The organism is Aliinostoc maniaoense (assembly GCF_058172895.1).
The window spans coordinates 3,554,618-3,569,543 of record NZ_CP187952.1; the positions used below are offsets into that span (position 1 = coordinate 3,554,618).

Consider the following 14,926-nt stretch of genomic DNA (forward strand, 5'->3'; position numbering starts at 1 on the left):
CATTGCAACTGCTGAGGTATTAATTATATGACATTAACTAATGAAGCAAGAGAGTTTGAAGACAGATTTCAAAACTTAGAATTTTCCCGTACTAAACCCCGTGTCTGGATAGGGACAATATTAAATGTATTAGCATTCCTCATGTTGGGTATGGCAATTTTACCTTTGGTGTTAGTTTTAGCTTATGTGACTATCAAAGGTGCGAATCGACTCAATTTAGAATTATTTACAGGACAAATACCAGCCGCTTTACAATCAGGTGGCGGCGTAGGTGCTGCCATTGTAGGAACAATCATAGTTGTAGGAATTGGTACATTATTGAGTATTCCCTTTGGTGTTCTGGCGGCTGTTTATTTATCAGAATTTAGTTCAGGCAATATCGTTAAATGGATTCGTTTTGCGACTAACGTACTGAGTGGCGTTCCTTCAATTATTGTGGGACTGTTTGCTTACGGTGTAGTGGTTTTAACTACCAATCAATTTTCGGCAGTAGCTGGAGGTTTTGCTTTAGGAGTGTTAATGCTGCCAATTGTAGTACGCACCACAGACGAAGCCTTACAATTAGTACCGCAAGAAGTGCGTTGGGCATCAGTCGGGGTAGGTGCTTCTAATTTTCACACTGTTTTACACATAGTTTTACCCTCAGCAATGGGTGCGATCGCCACAGGTACAACATTAGCGATCGCCCGTGCAGCCGGAGAAACCGCGCCATTAATCTTCACAGTCTTATTTTCCCAGTTTTGGCCGAGGAGCATTTGGCAACCAATCCCCACACTAGCAGTTTTAGTTTATAACTTTGCCACCGTCCCCTACGAAAACCAACAACAACTAGCTTGGGCAGCTTCACTCATCCTCGTGTTACTAGTCTTGATTACCAGCATTATCTCTCGCTGGGCAGCAATTAAAAGTACTTATTAAAAATGTTGACTGAAAATATTAGTCCCCTTTCCACAGTATTAACCAATGTGTGCTAAAAATCTCAACAATCATCCTTTAAATCAACCCGAAACTACCCCAGTTTTGCGGACTGAGAACCTCAGCGTCTACTATGATGAAACATTGGCATTACGTGATGTTTTCATGGAGATACCCAAACAACGGGTAACTGCTTTTATTGGCCCCTCTGGTTGTGGCAAAAGTACATTACTGCGTTGCTTTAACCGTCTCAATGATTTAATTGATAAATGTCGTGTTGAAGGGAAAGTTCTTTACCGCACGAAAAACTTGTACTCACCCAAAATCGATCCGGTAGAAGTGCGACGGTTAGTAGGGATGGTATTTCAAAAACCGAATCCTTTCCCTAAATCTATTTATGAAAACATTGCCTACGGTGCGAGGATTCAAGGCTTTAAAGAAGACATGGACGAATTAGTTGAGCGATCGCTCCACCGAGCTGCTTTATGGGATGAAGTTAAAGATAAACTTAAACAAAGTGGCTTATCATTATCTGGTGGACAACAACAACGATTGTGTATTGCTAGAGCGATCGCGCTCAAACCAGAAGTTATCTTAATGGATGAGCCATGTTCCGCTCTTGATCCCCTTTCAACCCGACGGATTGAAGAACTCATTCACGAACTCAAAGAAGATTACACAATTATTATTGTCACCCATAATATGCAGCAAGCATCAAGAGTATCAGACTTTACAGCTTTCTTCAACGCAGAAGAATCTGACAAAGGAAACCGATTTGGTTACTTAGTAGAATATGACCATACCCAAAAAATCTTTGCAGATCCCCAAAGTCAAGCAACTCAAGAATACATAACTGGTAAATTTGGATAATCTACAATCGTCTAAATTCCGTTTTGTAGAGTACATTAAAACCCAGTCTAACCCATCCCTAAGTATATTCTCAACACCAGACTAATAAACAGAGTAAAAATACTCGTCAACGAGTATCAAAGATAGATAAACCGAGCAAAAATACTCGTCAGCAACAGTGATGACACAAGTAGGAACAACCATTGGTTCTTTTGGTTATGTGCCACTGGAACAGATGCAGGGAGGTGAAGCCTACCCAGCGAGTGATTTATATAGCGTCGGTGCAACTTGCTTTCACCTGTTAAGTGGCATTCATCCTTGGGAATTGTGGAAACGACAAGGTTACGGTTGGGTTGCGAATTGGCGACAGCATTTAAAGCAACCAGTCAGTCAGAATTTAGGGCGTGTGCTAGATAAATTGTTGCAAGAAGAACACCAGCAGCGTTATGAGTCCGCCGAGAAAGTTTTACAAGCTCTAAATTCTCCTTTGCCACCTCTAGTAGTTCCACCCAAGCCAGCAGTTGTCAAACCAGCATCACCCCCACCACAGCCTACTGTACCCTCTCAACCGCAAGCATCAACGCCAGTAGTACCGAAAAAGCCACCAGTAAAGCCAAAAATAGAGCTAAAAAACCTATTAATACAAAATCCTAAGTTGAGAAAAAGATTACTAGTGAGTGCTGATCATTGCGGTAAAATCACCATATCGAAAAAGAAAATCGTCAACCGCTATTTTAGTCATGATGGGTTCAGTTCGTAGCAAAATCAAGTTAAAAAATGCCATAGATGAAGCATTAGTCAGGCGTGGGCTTCTAGCACCTCAACTTTTACGCCAATGTGAAACAGAAGGATTAGTAGATACAGGTGCAGTATCTTTAGTTATTCCACCACAAATAGTAGAACAGCTAGGTTTAAAAATTAGGGGTGAACGTGTCGCTCAATATGCAAATGGTAGTGAAGAAACCATCGGAGTTACTGAGCCTGTCATAATTGAATGTCAAGGACGTGAAACAGTAGTTGAAGCTTTGGTTGTGGGTAATGAAATATTAATCGGTCAAGTAGTTTTAGAACAGATAGATTTACTGGTAGATTGTCTAAACCAGCGATTAATTCCTAATCCAGAACACCCTGATTATCCAGTTGCCGTAATTAAGTGAGTGTTACTATCCGTGGTAAGCTTGAAGGACGTTTAGAAAGTAACGTAGGGTGTGTGACGGCAACGATAAGATTTAAAACATCACCCATATATTCAAATTGCCGTCACGCACCAAAGACGACACCATCAAAATTTGGCAGCTAGAGTAGGGTGACTTAAGTCATGAGACACAGAAAAATTAACCTAAACTAAAATCAAAATAATCGGCTACTAAATCTGAAAACAAATGAACTGGAAACTTGACGAAGCACAACAAAAACTGCCAGAAGTCATTGATGCTATTGCGTCAGAACCTCAGTTAATCTTCAAGCAGGATAAATTAGTTGCTGCAATCATAGAACCTCAACTATTCCAAGACTTCCTAGCTTGGTACCAGCAACAAAAAGCCTCCACCCTCGCCAATGCTTTTGTAGAACTACGTCAAATGTGTGCTGAAGAGAATTATACTTTAGAAACTCCTGCACGATGTGGTGGCGATCGCCCTATCCCATTTGCTGAGGAATAGTATGAGCTTTCTTTGCGATACTAACATTATCAGTGAATTAGCTCGTCCAATACCCAATCCTGGAGTCATCACCTGGAGTCAAAGCATCTCATCAATTTTTCTCAGTGCTATTACCTTAGAAGAAATTTGCTATGGTTTATCAGCAAAACCAAACATCAGGATTCAAAATTGGTTTGATAGTTTTTTAATAACTTACTGTCAGGTAATTCCTATTAGCCCAGAAATTGCTAAACGTGCAGGTGAATTAAGAGGATACTTACAAACTCAAGGAAAACCTCGCACTCAAGCAGACATAATCATTGCCGCAACTGCCGAAATTCACGAAATTACATTAGTAACCAGAAATACAAAGGACTTTGAGGGATGCAATATTGCCATACTCAATCCATTTACTTGAGCAAAGTAGGGTGTGTGACGGCAACGATAACATTTAAAACATCACCCATATATTCAACTTGCCGTCACGCACCAAGCCAACATAGGTAATATGAACCATGATAAAATCACCATAGGCAAAAATCAGCTAAAACCTCTGCGTGAAAACAGACAGCATATTTTATCGCCTATTTCAACAATTCCCCGGCATCTTCTTTGAACTAATTGATAACCCTCCCGAAACTGCCAACATCTATCAATTTGCGTCCGTAGAAATCAAACAAACAGCCTTTAGAATTGACGGTGTATTTCTCCCCATCCAAGATGAAAGTAAACCGATTTATTTTGTAGAAGTACAATTTCAAGCAGATGCAGATATTTACCTGCGCCTGATTTCCGAAATTACCTTATACTTACGTCAAAACAAACGCCAACATCCTTGGCGGGGAGTAGTAATTTATCCTTACAGACAGATAGACACAGCATCAAAAGCAGATTTCCTAGAATTATTTGAGAGTCAACGCATCAGGGTAATTTATCTAGAGGAACTAGGTGAAACGACATCACTACCCATAGGCATGGCTACGATAAAATTAGTAATTGAGGCGGAAGATACAGCCATTAACACGGCTAGAGAATTAATCAACCGCACCCAACAAGCACAAAATTTGCAACTGCCACAACAACAGTTACTAGAATTAATAGAGACAATTTTAGTTTATAAATTTCCGCAAATGAGTCGTCAGGAGATAGAAGCAATGTTTGGTTTAAGTGAATTGAAACAAACACGGGTTTATCAAGAAGCTTTAGAAGAAGGTGAACAAAAAGGTAAACAGGAAGGTAAACAGGAAGGTAAACAGGAAGCCAAATTAGAAGCTATACCTAAACTGTTAGCACTGGGTTTAACTGTAGAACAAATAGCACAGGCGTTAGATTTAGATACTGCACAAGTCAAACAAATAGCAGAACAAAAATCTCTAAATCAATAACTTAGCATAAGTATGGAAAATAAAATTATACTTTAAAAAATACTGTACGATGGGGCGATCGCTATATCCTTTCTTTCTTCAAAATAACCCCGCTTTTTTGAGGAAAGCGGGGTTTTGATGTTGATATGAAACTACAGTCTAGTAGAGGGCGAGTCAATCTCAAATCTCAAATCCAAAATTGATCAGCTTCCACCTAGCGATACTAGTCTCTACTTAGTTTCAGTAAAGTCAGCGTCAATTACATCATCGCCGCCGTCAGATGGAGGAGCAGCACCGCCATCACCAGGAGCAGCACCAGGAGCAGCACCGCCAGCTTGTTGATAGATGTTGCTACCAACTGCAAACAATGCTTGTTGTAATTCTGGTGTTAACTTCTTAATTTGCTCGTCATCTTCCTTAGCAACAGCTTCGCGCAGTTCTTTTACCAAACCTTCCACTTTTTCTTTATCAGCAGCAGGCACTTTATCGCCTAATTCTTGCAGCTGCTTCTCGGCTTGATATGCCAAAGAGTCTGCTTGGTTCTTGCGTTCAATTTTCTCACGACGTTCTTTGTCGGAAGAGGCATTTTGTTCGGCTTCACGCACCATGCGCTCAACATCGCTCTTATCTAAGGTAGAAGCACCGGTAATACTAATTGATTGTTCCTTACCAGTACCTTTATCTTTAGCGGTGACGTTCAAGATACCGTTAGCGTCAATATCAAAGGTAACTTCGATTTGAGGTACACCACGGGGTGCAGGGGGAATACCATCTAAACGGAAAGTTCCTAAACTCTTGTTATCGTTAGCAAATTCTCTCTCACCTTGGAGAACGTGAATTTCTACGTTGGTTTGCCCATCGACGGCTGTAGAGAATACTTCGGATTTTTTGGTGGGAATTGTGGTGTTGCGAGGAATAATCTTGGTCATTACACCACCCAAGGTTTCTACACCCAAGGAAAGTGGTGTTACGTCTAACAACAAGATGCCTGTAACATCACCAGCCAATACACCAGCTTGAATGGCTGCACCGACGGCTACAACTTCATCAGGGTTAACACTTTGGTTGGGGTCTTTACCCAATAAGTTTTTCACTAGTTGTTGTACTGCGGGGATACGGGTAGAACCACCTACTAATACAACTTCATCGATATCATTTTTGCTTAACTTAGCATCCCGTAGCGCATTTTCCACAGGAATACGACAACGGTCAATCAAGTCTGAGCATAATTCTTCAAACTTACCACGAGTCAGAGTCATATCCAGGTGTTTAGGGCCATCCTGGGTAGCGGTGATAAATGGTAGGTTAATTTCCGCTTGGGTAACGCTGGAAAGCTCAATTTTGGCTTTTTCCGCAGCTTCTGTTAAACGTTGTAGTGCTTGTTTGTCTTTGCGGAGATCAATACCTTCGTCTTTTCTGAATTGTTCAGCTAAGTAATCAACAATTTTCTTATCGAAGTCGTCACCACCAAGGTGGGTATCACCAGAAGTAGACAATACTTCAAACACGCCGTCGCCTACTTCCAGGACAGATACGTCGAATGTACCACCACCCAAGTCAAATACTAGGATGGTTTCGTTGGTCTTTCTATCAAAACCGTAAGCTAGGGATGCGGCTGTTGGCTCGTTGATAATCCGCAGCACTTCAATACCAGCGATTTTACCAGCATCTTTGGTGGCTTGACGTTGGGAGTCATTGAAGTAGGCAGGAACGGTGATTACTGCTTGGGTAACGGTTTCACCGAGATATTTACTAGCGTCTTCTACTAATTTGCGGAGAACCTTCGCAGAAATTTCTTCTGGCGCGAACTGTTTACCGGAGGAGTCTAGCTTGACATTACCGCCACTGCCTAGAACCTTATAAGAAACCTCTGTAGCTTCGTTAGTAACTTCATCAAAGCGACGACCAATAAAACGCTTTACAGAGTAGAAAGTGTTTTCTGGGTTCATCACTGCTTGGCGTTTGGCGATTTGTCCTACCAAAGTGTCGCCATTTTTGGCAAACGCTACTACTGAGGGGGTTGTGCGAAACCCTTCAGCATTAGCGATAACTGTGGGTGTACCACCTTCCATTACTGCGACGCAGGAGTTAGTTGTACCTAAGTCAATTCCAACTACTTTTGCCATTTTGGGTGCTGGCTCCGTATAACTACAAAATGAATGAAGGAGAATATAAGGGACTTAATTTTTGAACCAACTAGTTAATAAAGCAGTTCGTTCAGCATCGATAACCTGTGGGAGTTGTAAATCCAAGTGAGGCTGATATATATACTGAGCTTGTGTAGCCAGTCCATGAAGGGTGGTTTCCCGAACAATGGATGGGACGGTTAATTTTAAAGTATGTTTCTAGTTGGTTCATCCATTAAACTGCTTTTACTTTGTCTAATTTATGAGAATTAATACTTTCAGTAATTAGGGTCAACCGTAACACTAAAGTGGTGTTTGCCGTCTTCAGCCGTAAATTACCTGCTGATGGTAGAGAATTTACGGGCAATATTGGCAAAATGGTAGGAAGCAGGGAGGGAGGAAAAAGATCATTTAAGTGTTTTTACAAAAAAAGGGAACGGGGAACAGGGAATGGGGAACAGGGTTGTGGTGCAAATATGCGAGTTGCACCTGTGGGTTTGTTGCAATTAGATTCAACAAAGCGGGCGGCTATTGCTCAATTTCAAGCTGCACTGACTCACGGTCATCCTACTGCATTGGCGGCTTCAGATTTAACTGCAACTGCGATCGCATTAATTCTTCATGGCGTTAGATTTACTGACAAATACAAAACCTCGTGTTTTAGTTGAAACTGCATCAACTGTGTTCATCGCCTGCCATAATTCGGCTGTCTTCACCCACACAGGTGGATATTTATAACGGGAGACATCCATAATTAAAAATCTATCTGTCTGCTCGTTATATGCGGCCAAGGGTGATATGTGTCCGCCTCTTTCTTGGTTTATTTTTTTACGTAAATAATTAACAATGACAAAATTTCCTGGTTGTCTTAAGTTTTTTGCAGCTAGGGTACGAAATTCGTCTAAGCTAGTATTGGCAGCATGATAAACTTTTACATCTACACTATAACTAGCAATTAATTGACCTAATTCTGCTAAAGTCATGCCTTGACGAGCAACTTTTTCTGGTGTGATGACTGCTTTAGTTTTCTCATTACTAAAAAAGTTCTCCTGAGTAAATACTCGATAAGGAGAATATTCTGGTGCGGTTGGTGCAGGAATTTCTAAACTATTTAACACCATCACTATACTTGCAACGCCGCAGTATGCTTGATTGTTTTGAGTGATAAATTGCATACTCAAGGGAAAAAAGTCTTCCCTGGCACGGCTTGTAAGAAGTAAATTTTTGCCTTGCTCTGAGTTAAAGCTAATTAAGTTAGATGATAGTTGGAGCGTTTGAGATAGGGCGTTACTACTAGAAACAGATAATCCGATAATTGTGGCGGGAATAAAGGTTTTGATAGTTTTTTGTATAGTGGGATTCATAGCTATTAATATACTTCAGTTCTCATTTTTAATTGCTTCTCCAACCATCCAATTAATAAATCAGCCAGAAGTGCGATCGCTGCGGCCGGTACTGCCCCTGCTAAAATTAATTGATTATTGACTACGGCAATTCCCCGAAATATAAATACACCCAAACCCCCAGCCCCAATGGCGGCGGCAATAGTTGCAATGCCAATACCAATAACTGTTGCTACCCGCACCCCTGCTAAAATTACCCCCATTGCTAAGGGAATTTCTACCTGTAATAATAGTTGTCTATCTGTCATGCCCATACCCCGCCCAGCTTCCCGAATGGCAGGATCTACCCCTATAATGCCTGTATAAGTATTACGAATTATCGGCAGTAGGGAATATAAAGTTAAGGCTACAATCGCCGGCACAACACCAACACCACCAATTAAAGGCACAGGAATTAATAGGCCGAATAATGCTAAACTGGGAATAGTTTGCAGAATATTAGCCACACCTAAAATCGGCTGACGTAGTTGAGTTTGGCGGGTGATCAAAATTCCTAATGGAATGCCAAGGATGATGGCAATACTAATGGCAACACCCACTAAAAATAAATGTTCTAGGGTGTGGCGTAAAATTTCTGGTGCGTACTTAACTAGGAAGAAATCTTTCATAACTTGTCTGGCGGTGAATGCAGACATTGCAAGAAAGCAAGGCTTTCAGGATGTTGGGAGTGCATAAATTCATCCTTTGTTCCTAATACAACCAATTCTCCCCCATACATTAACCCAATTCGGGATGCCAAAACAAAGGCTTCTTGAATATCATGGGTGACAAAAACCACTGTCTTACCTAATTCCTGTTGTAACCGCCGAAATTCTTGCTGTAATTCTAAACGGGTAATGGGATCTAGTGCGCCAAAAGGCTCATCCATTAATAATACAGGCGGATCTGCCGCTAACGCCCTAGCTACACCTACTCTTTGTCTTTGTCCCCCGGATAACTCATGGGGATAACGCCTAGCGAATTGTGCCGGCTCTAAGCCTACTAAATGTAATAATTCGTATACTCGCGTTTTAATTTGTTTGGGTTGCCAACCTTCTAAACTGGGAACTAAACCTACATTACGTTCTACGGTGAAATGGGGAAACAAACCAGTTTCTTGAATTACATAACCAATCTTACGCCGCAGTTTAATTTCATCCCACTGGGTTGTGGGAATGCCATCAAATAATACTTCCCCTTGGGTGGGTGTGAACAAGCGATTAATTAATTTCATAGTGGTAGTTTTACCGCTACCACTACGCCCTAGTAAGACTAACGCTTCTCCACGATCAATAGTAAAATTTAGCTGGGACACCAAAGCACGATGGTTGCGGCTAAAGGTGACATCATGGAATTTAATGGCAACTGAGTTGTTTTCTGACATTACGTTAATTCGTAATTCGTAATGGACTTTGTCCCGCTTTGCTCTAAGCGCAGCTATGCCGCAGGCTTTACGTAATTCGTAATTAACAGGATATGCAATTTGTTCTCTCTCCTAGAAGGAGATAAACTTTGATTATTTCTCCCCTTCCCTTGTAGGGAAGGGGTTGGGGGTTAGGTTTTAGAGAAAGTTGCACAGGGCGTTAATTAAATAGACAAATTACGCTGGCTCAGTAGGCATTTTAACACTCAGTTGAGTTAGTTGGCTGCTAAAAGTGCTTTGGTTGCTGAATCGCCTACTTTCTTGACTTGGCGTGTCATTTGGAACAACAATAAACCTAAAATACCTGCGTGTCCCATAATTGCCAAAAAAGCTGTCATTGTTGATGCGGCGTTGTATGGACGTAAAGCTACTAGGGGTGCAGCTACGGATAATAGCCATAGGAAAGTGTGCTTTTCTGGATAGGAAAATAATATGGCTAAAGCAAATACAGGTAAGATGATGACAGCACCTAAAATCCCATTAGCCCAAAATAGCCTTTGTCCATTTTTCATCAATAATACTAGCTGAGTTAAGGCTGCATAGATAATGGCAAGACTACCAGCAAAAATTAGAGCAATTAAGGTGTTGAACTTGTCATTCCCACTGCTCAAAGAGATGAGAGTTAACAAACTTAAGCCGGTAATAGCAATTATGGCATTAATAGCGATCGCCACAACACCAGGACTTTTTTCACCCCAGATTAAATCTTGGATTAATGTACGCTTACTTCCCTGTTGGTAAGCCATATGACGATAACGCGCCCAATCTTGTAATGTGTGACGATGGGGAGTTAAAGCTGCAATTAAATACAAGAACAAAAAGAAATTTAGAAATATCAAGTAAGCCATATTTTCTATCAATGGAGAAGAATAATTAGGCTTATCAGATAATAATCTATCCCAATTTGCACAGCCGATGGTGATAATTGTAAAGGCAATAGTGAGTAAATAACTCTGCTGTTTGCTCAACATGGTAGCATTGCGATCGCCAAAACAACGCTGCAACGATTGCCAAATAAAATAACTCCCCAACAAGTGCAGAAATACACTAAATCCGATCATTATTACCCAAATATTACCTACTGGTAAAGCAAACCAATGGAAATTAGATAAATCTGGATAATTAATAAAATAATATGGGTTGATTAGCTTTAAAACTGCAAATGGATAATCAAATGATGCTTCATTGTTGAGTGATTGCTGAGTTAAAAGCAGAAAACCGAAAACTGCACCACTTCCTAACCAAGCTTGAAAACCTCCCAACCAAGAACCAACTAAGCCAAATAACAGCGCGCCACTGAAATAAAGTAGGCTAGTTGTAATCACAATTAGATAAAAACTGCAAATTAATTTGAGTGGAATTGCCGCATTTAAACCTAACCATAAATGCACGGGAATTGCTACACATAACCCCAAATATATGAGTATCGGTACTCCTAGCATCTTACCAAACAGAATGCTTTGGGGTGATTGGGGACTTAAACGAATAAAATTCAGGGTATCCCGTCTTTCTTCATTAGCTAAATCATTGATGAGTAGATAAGTACCACCCACCAAAATAGTAAAAAATCCGATAATACTTAAGCAGCTAAATGTATCTTGAAACCATACCTCCCAATTAATATTTATATTCCCAGAACCATCTAAAAAACATTTATTGGCAATATCTACATACGCACCTGTACAGTATCTATTTGAACGGGAATACAGGATATGGTCATTATTCGGTAAGAGAGCTTGGAAATAAAGAAATACTCCTAACTGTATTAAGAAGGAGGTAGTAATTGCTAGGAGAACATTACGTTTTTGTAAACGTCCTTTAATTTCTCTTAATAGCTGGGGATTCCAGTCTCCGAGTTGGTTTATGAAATTAGTTTGCATAGTGAAAACTTGTTTGGTAATTGGTTGACAAGATTTATGCAACTGGTAGATGATTTTGAGTTCGTAGTTAGGAATTTAGCACCGGAATTTTTGGGGTAGGTGGGTTACGGCTTACGCCTAACACGCCCTACATTTTGAGCATTTTTATTATTTGATAAAACTAAAATCCTCATACTATTTCTTGATAAAGATGCACTTTATTCTGTACTGTAGAGATGTTGCATGCAACGTCTCTACATCATTGATTTGGTGCAACTTCATAGAGAATTGGTATCACTACAAACGATATAATTAACGTCCGGTGAGTAATGCTTTGGTGGCAGATTCTCCTGCTAATTTTATCTGCTGGTTGAGTTTAAAGTTTAATAATGCTAACACAGTTAACTCAGCTAATAATGACATAAAAACTGTGAAGGTGCTAGCATATTCTATCCCCACCCAAGGAAATGTAGACAGTAACCAAATTAGGGAATTTTTCACGGGTGAGATGCCTAAAAATCCTAAAATGGTGGGGGGTAAAAACATGACTGTGCCGACAGTGCCAACTGCCCAAATACCGCGCTTTTGATTTTTCATTAATAGCATCATTTGGGCGATAGTAGTGTAGATCATCATCATGCTAATAAATAGGGCTACAGCTAAAATAGCTTTCATTCTGCCAATATCATTTACCCAATCAATAGCATTGTTATTGTTGAAGTTTAACAGGGGTGCAAGCATAATCCATGCTACTAAGGGGGTAACAATGATCAGAATGTTAATCACCATTGCTACTAAAGCAGGGCTTTTCTCACCCCAAATAACATCTTTTAACCAAGCACTATTGAAAAACCCTCGGCGATTTAACACTTGGTCATAACTATACCTTGACCAATCTTGAATTTCTTGGCGGTGTGGTGACAAAATCACCATTAAACTAAACAGTAATACCACATTAAAGAATGCCAGGATAAAAAAGTTTGTTGCTATTTGATGATTCAAATCGTAGTAGCAATTCTTCGCATAAGGCACACAGTAATTGTTGTTATATTGGAGAGTAAATCCCCAGAGAATCAGTTGAGAACAACCAACAAACCAATAACTCTGAGATTTATTGAGAATGGCTGTATTGGGATTGCGAAAACGACGGTGTAATGCTTGCCAAGCCCAGTAAATACCCACACCATAGTTAAATAAATGTAAGCCTACTAAACCCACAAGACTTTTACCTACGGGTAAATAGAAAAACTGCAATTGATCCAAAGATGATTCATTGTAGCGACGCAATAAGTTACCAAATAGATAGCCCATCATATCAAAGGGGCTTAAGAGTCTTAACCATGTAGCTGTATTATGAAAGCTTGGGTTATATGATGCTAAGTTCATGGTGGTGAACAAAAATAGTAACACTACACCACTAGCTAACCAAGGTTGAAACCCACTAAATAAACGACTAATTAAGCCAAATAATAAGGCATAGCTGTAGAAGAAAATACAACTAGCTACGAGAATTATATCAAAACTCAAAATGCGACTAAAGGCGATTTGGGCAGAAATTCCTGACCATAAATGTAAAGGTAAGGCGGCGATAACTATGAGATAAATAACAATGGGTACTCCTAGCATTTTGCCTGTTAAAATACTCACTTCTGATTGAGGTGTCAGACGCAAAAAATTGAGAGTGCCACGACGTTCTTCTTGAGCTAAGTTATTGATTAATAAATATGTGCCTGCAACTAACAAAATAAAGATGAACATTACACTCAGGCTGAGAAATATATATTCCCAATGATCTCGCCACCATAAAGCCATATTTATTTGATCAGTGGGGCAAAATTTCTCATAGAGAAGTTTATTAAGATTAGTCTGCTCAGTTTTTAAGTTAGCTAGTTGTGTTTTTAATCCCTGAAGTTTTACCGGATCAAAGTTAGTAGTACCAGTGTAGGAATTAACTTTCTGCTGAATTATGTCTATTTGTGGGTAAAGTGAGTTCAATCGTTCTTTATAACCTGTACTCAAATTACAGTATGTCTCTGACATCGCATATTTTTCGCCAGGGTAAGAAGCGAATTGATATAGAACAACTGCGAGTTGAGCAATGAATGATAAGCCAACAGCAATGACTATATTAAAAACCTTGAGACGACCTTTAATTTCCCGCCAAAATTGCGGATTCCAGTCGCCTATCTTATCGATAAAATTCAGCATCATCGGAAATATCTCCCCATTTAATAATTAAGATGCTTGCTTATGTCCCAGTTTTAAGAAAATACTTTCTAAGTCTTCTTGAACACAGTGAAAATCAGTAATAGGAATGCCAGATGTAACTAGCGATCGCAATAATTCCGCGCAGTCTTCTTGTGTACCAGAAAAGTTCACTTTTAAACTATTTTTACCTGTAATTTTCTCCCACTCCTCTACACAAGGATGATGTTTAATTTCACTTAAAAGTGCCTCTAAATCACCCAAAGTTGATAAAATTATTTGTTGGCGAGACAACCGTTGATAGAGATGTTGCAGTGAAGCACTTTCTACTAAAAACCCTAATTCCATAATGCCCACAGAAGTACAAAGTTCTGCTAAGTCGCTAAGGACGTGGGAAGAAATTAAGATTGTCATCCCGGCTTCTTGCAGTGCTTTGATAATTTCTCGAAACTGCATCCTGGCAATGGGATCAAGTCCCGAAACAGGCTCATCTAATAGCAGTAAAATTGGCTCATGGATAATAGTCCTAGCTAAACTCAAACGCTGCTTCATCCCCCGTGACAGGGTAGAAATGAGGCTGTGGCGTTTATTACCCAGTTGGATGAGTTCTAAAACTTCGTGTAAACGTTGAGTGCGGCGTGGTTCTCGCAGTCGATACAAACGAGCAAAATAATCTAAGTAATCCCAGACATTTAAGTCTTCATACAGAGGATAATCATCAGGAAGGTAGCCAAGACGACGTTTGAGGGTGGGATTACTCTTGTCACGACGCAGGCGATCGCCGTTAATATAAATCTCACCCGTAGTTGGTTCTTCAGCTGCTGCCAACATTCGGATGAGAGTTGTTTTACCTGCGCCATTGGGACCTATGAGTCCATATACTTCCCCCATTTGGATTTCTAAGTCAACATCATTAACGGCTACGTGCCTTTCAAATTGCTTAGTTAATCCACGGGTGCGAATTGCTAATTCTTTTACCATAGCGGCTGGGGTACGGCTGTTGTTTATACACTAAGGTAACTTCTTTCTACAGCTTTCGTCAGTTCCGTTACGGAAATTGCAACCAGGTTTTCTAAGAGAATCGCACAAAATTAAATTTAAGTAATAAGTAACAAGTAATCAGTAATGGGTATTACTGATTACTTGTTACTTATTTAACTTTA

The 14,926-nt window shown here is 40.0% G+C and carries 15 protein-coding genes; 8 read left to right on the top strand and 7 right to left on the bottom strand.

Features of this window, described 5'->3' with window-relative positions; genetic code table 11:
• The first annotated feature begins 27 nt into the window (after nt 1–27).
• The 7 genes from pstA to ACPZ3T_RS15605 all read left to right on the top strand — a co-directional run bounded on the left by pstA (nt 28) and on the right by ACPZ3T_RS15605 (nt 4,789).
• Nucleotides 28–918, top strand: coding sequence for a phosphate ABC transporter permease PstA (pstA, locus tag ACPZ3T_RS15575; protein WP_490270393.1), 891 nt, complete (start codon nt 28–30; stop codon nt 916–918).
• 45 nt (nt 919–963) lie between these two features.
• Nucleotides 964–1,785: a phosphate ABC transporter ATP-binding protein PstB gene (pstB, locus tag ACPZ3T_RS15580; protein WP_490270394.1), complete on the top strand. Its 822-nt coding sequence runs from the start codon at nt 964–966 to the stop codon at nt 1,783–1,785.
• A gap of 160 nt (nt 1,786–1,945) precedes the next feature.
• Nucleotides 1,946–2,524 (top strand): hypothetical protein, encoded by a 579-nt coding sequence (locus ACPZ3T_RS15585; RefSeq protein WP_490270395.1) that lies wholly within the window; start codon nt 1,946–1,948, stop codon nt 2,522–2,524.
• Entirely contained in the window at nt 2,505–2,921 is a 417-nt protein-coding gene (locus ACPZ3T_RS15590; protein WP_490270396.1) for an aspartyl protease family protein, read from the top strand. The genes ACPZ3T_RS15585 and ACPZ3T_RS15590 overlap by 20 nt, the downstream gene beginning before the upstream one ends.
• Nucleotides 2,922–3,146: 225 nt before the next feature.
• Nucleotides 3,147–3,425: a prevent-host-death protein gene (locus ACPZ3T_RS15595; RefSeq protein WP_490270397.1), complete on the top strand. Its 279-nt coding sequence runs from the start codon at nt 3,147–3,149 to the stop codon at nt 3,423–3,425.
• Between the two features lies 1 nt (nt 3,426).
• The gene (locus ACPZ3T_RS15600; protein ID WP_490270398.1) at nt 3,427–3,822 is read left to right on the top strand and encodes a type II toxin-antitoxin system VapC family toxin; all 396 of its coding nucleotides are present in this window, start codon (nt 3,427–3,429) and stop codon (nt 3,820–3,822) included.
• A gap of 139 nt (nt 3,823–3,961) precedes the next feature.
• Entirely contained in the window at nt 3,962–4,789 is an 828-nt protein-coding gene (locus tag ACPZ3T_RS15605; RefSeq protein WP_490270399.1) for an Rpn family recombination-promoting nuclease/putative transposase, read from the top strand.
• A 209-nt stretch (nt 4,790–4,998) separates the two neighbouring features.
• Here ACPZ3T_RS15605 and dnaK read toward each other — a convergent pair whose 3' ends face one another.
• Nucleotides 4,999–6,894 (bottom strand): molecular chaperone DnaK, encoded by a 1,896-nt coding sequence (gene dnaK, locus ACPZ3T_RS15610; protein ID WP_490270400.1) that lies wholly within the window; start codon nt 6,892–6,894, stop codon nt 4,999–5,001.
• 308 nt (nt 6,895–7,202) lie between these two features.
• On the opposite strand from dnaK, the gene ACPZ3T_RS15615 reads away from it, so the two are divergent.
• The gene (locus tag ACPZ3T_RS15615) at nt 7,203–7,562 is read left to right on the top strand and encodes an ADP-ribosylglycohydrolase family protein (RefSeq protein WP_490270401.1); all 360 of its coding nucleotides are present in this window, start codon (nt 7,203–7,205) and stop codon (nt 7,560–7,562) included.
• Here the strand turns inward: ACPZ3T_RS15615 and ACPZ3T_RS15620 are convergent.
• From ACPZ3T_RS15620 to ACPZ3T_RS15645, 6 genes are all read right to left on the bottom strand, one after another.
• Complete coding sequence (locus tag ACPZ3T_RS15620; protein WP_490270402.1) at nt 7,506–8,258, bottom strand: phytochelatin synthase family protein; 753 nt, start codon at nt 8,256–8,258, stop codon at nt 7,506–7,508. The two genes, ACPZ3T_RS15615 and ACPZ3T_RS15620, sit on opposite strands and share 57 nt — an antisense overlap.
• Before the next feature lie 5 nt (nt 8,259–8,263).
• Nucleotides 8,264–8,905 (bottom strand): ABC transporter permease, encoded by a 642-nt coding sequence (locus ACPZ3T_RS15625; protein WP_490277236.1) that lies wholly within the window; start codon nt 8,903–8,905, stop codon nt 8,264–8,266.
• Entirely contained in the window at nt 8,902–9,660 is a 759-nt protein-coding gene (locus ACPZ3T_RS15630; RefSeq protein WP_490270403.1) for an ATP-binding cassette domain-containing protein, read from the bottom strand. The genes ACPZ3T_RS15625 and ACPZ3T_RS15630 overlap by 4 nt, the downstream gene beginning before the upstream one ends.
• A 254-nt stretch (nt 9,661–9,914) precedes the next feature.
• Nucleotides 9,915–11,579, bottom strand: coding sequence for a hypothetical protein (locus ACPZ3T_RS15635; protein WP_490270404.1), 1,665 nt, complete (start codon nt 11,577–11,579; stop codon nt 9,915–9,917).
• A 291-nt stretch (nt 11,580–11,870) separates the two neighbouring features.
• On the bottom strand, nt 11,871–13,769 hold the full coding sequence (locus ACPZ3T_RS15640) for an ABC transporter permease subunit (RefSeq protein ID WP_490270405.1): 1,899 nt from the start codon (nt 13,767–13,769) through the stop codon (nt 11,871–11,873).
• A 24-nt stretch (nt 13,770–13,793) separates the two neighbouring features.
• A complete protein-coding gene (locus ACPZ3T_RS15645; protein ID WP_490270406.1) occupies nt 13,794–14,744 on the bottom strand; it encodes an ABC transporter ATP-binding protein in 951 nt (316 codons plus the stop codon).
• Between the last annotated feature and the right edge of the window lie 182 nt (nt 14,745–14,926).

What these genes read in the sequence shown, in the direction of transcription:
- ACPZ3T_RS15625 (WP_490277236.1), bottom strand. Translation starts at nt 8,905, where the DNA reads ATGAAAGATTTCTTCCTAGTTAAGTACGCACCAGAAATTTTACGCCAC.
- ACPZ3T_RS15645 (WP_490270406.1), bottom strand. Translation starts at nt 14,744, where the DNA reads ATGGTAAAAGAATTAGCAATTCGCACCCGTGGATTAACTAAGCAATTT.
- ACPZ3T_RS15595 (WP_490270397.1), top strand. Translation starts at nt 3,147, where the DNA reads ATGAACTGGAAACTTGACGAAGCACAACAAAAACTGCCAGAAGTCATT.
- ACPZ3T_RS15585 (WP_490270395.1), top strand. Translation starts at nt 1,946, where the DNA reads ATGACACAAGTAGGAACAACCATTGGTTCTTTTGGTTATGTGCCACTG.
- ACPZ3T_RS15620 (WP_490270402.1), bottom strand. Translation starts at nt 8,258, where the DNA reads ATGAATCCCACTATACAAAAAACTATCAAAACCTTTATTCCCGCCACA.
- ACPZ3T_RS15635 (WP_490270404.1), bottom strand. Translation starts at nt 11,579, where the DNA reads ATGCAAACTAATTTCATAAACCAACTCGGAGACTGGAATCCCCAGCTA.
- pstA (WP_490270393.1), top strand. Translation starts at nt 28, where the DNA reads ATGACATTAACTAATGAAGCAAGAGAGTTTGAAGACAGATTTCAAAAC.
- ACPZ3T_RS15630 (WP_490270403.1), bottom strand. Translation starts at nt 9,660, where the DNA reads ATGTCAGAAAACAACTCAGTTGCCATTAAATTCCATGATGTCACCTTT.
- pstB (WP_490270394.1), top strand. Translation starts at nt 964, where the DNA reads ATGTGTGCTAAAAATCTCAACAATCATCCTTTAAATCAACCCGAAACT.
- ACPZ3T_RS15640 (WP_490270405.1), bottom strand. Translation starts at nt 13,769, where the DNA reads ATGATGCTGAATTTTATCGATAAGATAGGCGACTGGAATCCGCAATTT.
- ACPZ3T_RS15590 (WP_490270396.1), top strand. Translation starts at nt 2,505, where the DNA reads ATGATGGGTTCAGTTCGTAGCAAAATCAAGTTAAAAAATGCCATAGAT.
- dnaK (WP_490270400.1), bottom strand. Translation starts at nt 6,894, where the DNA reads ATGGCAAAAGTAGTTGGAATTGACTTAGGTACAACTAACTCCTGCGTC.
- ACPZ3T_RS15600 (WP_490270398.1), top strand. Translation starts at nt 3,427, where the DNA reads ATGAGCTTTCTTTGCGATACTAACATTATCAGTGAATTAGCTCGTCCA.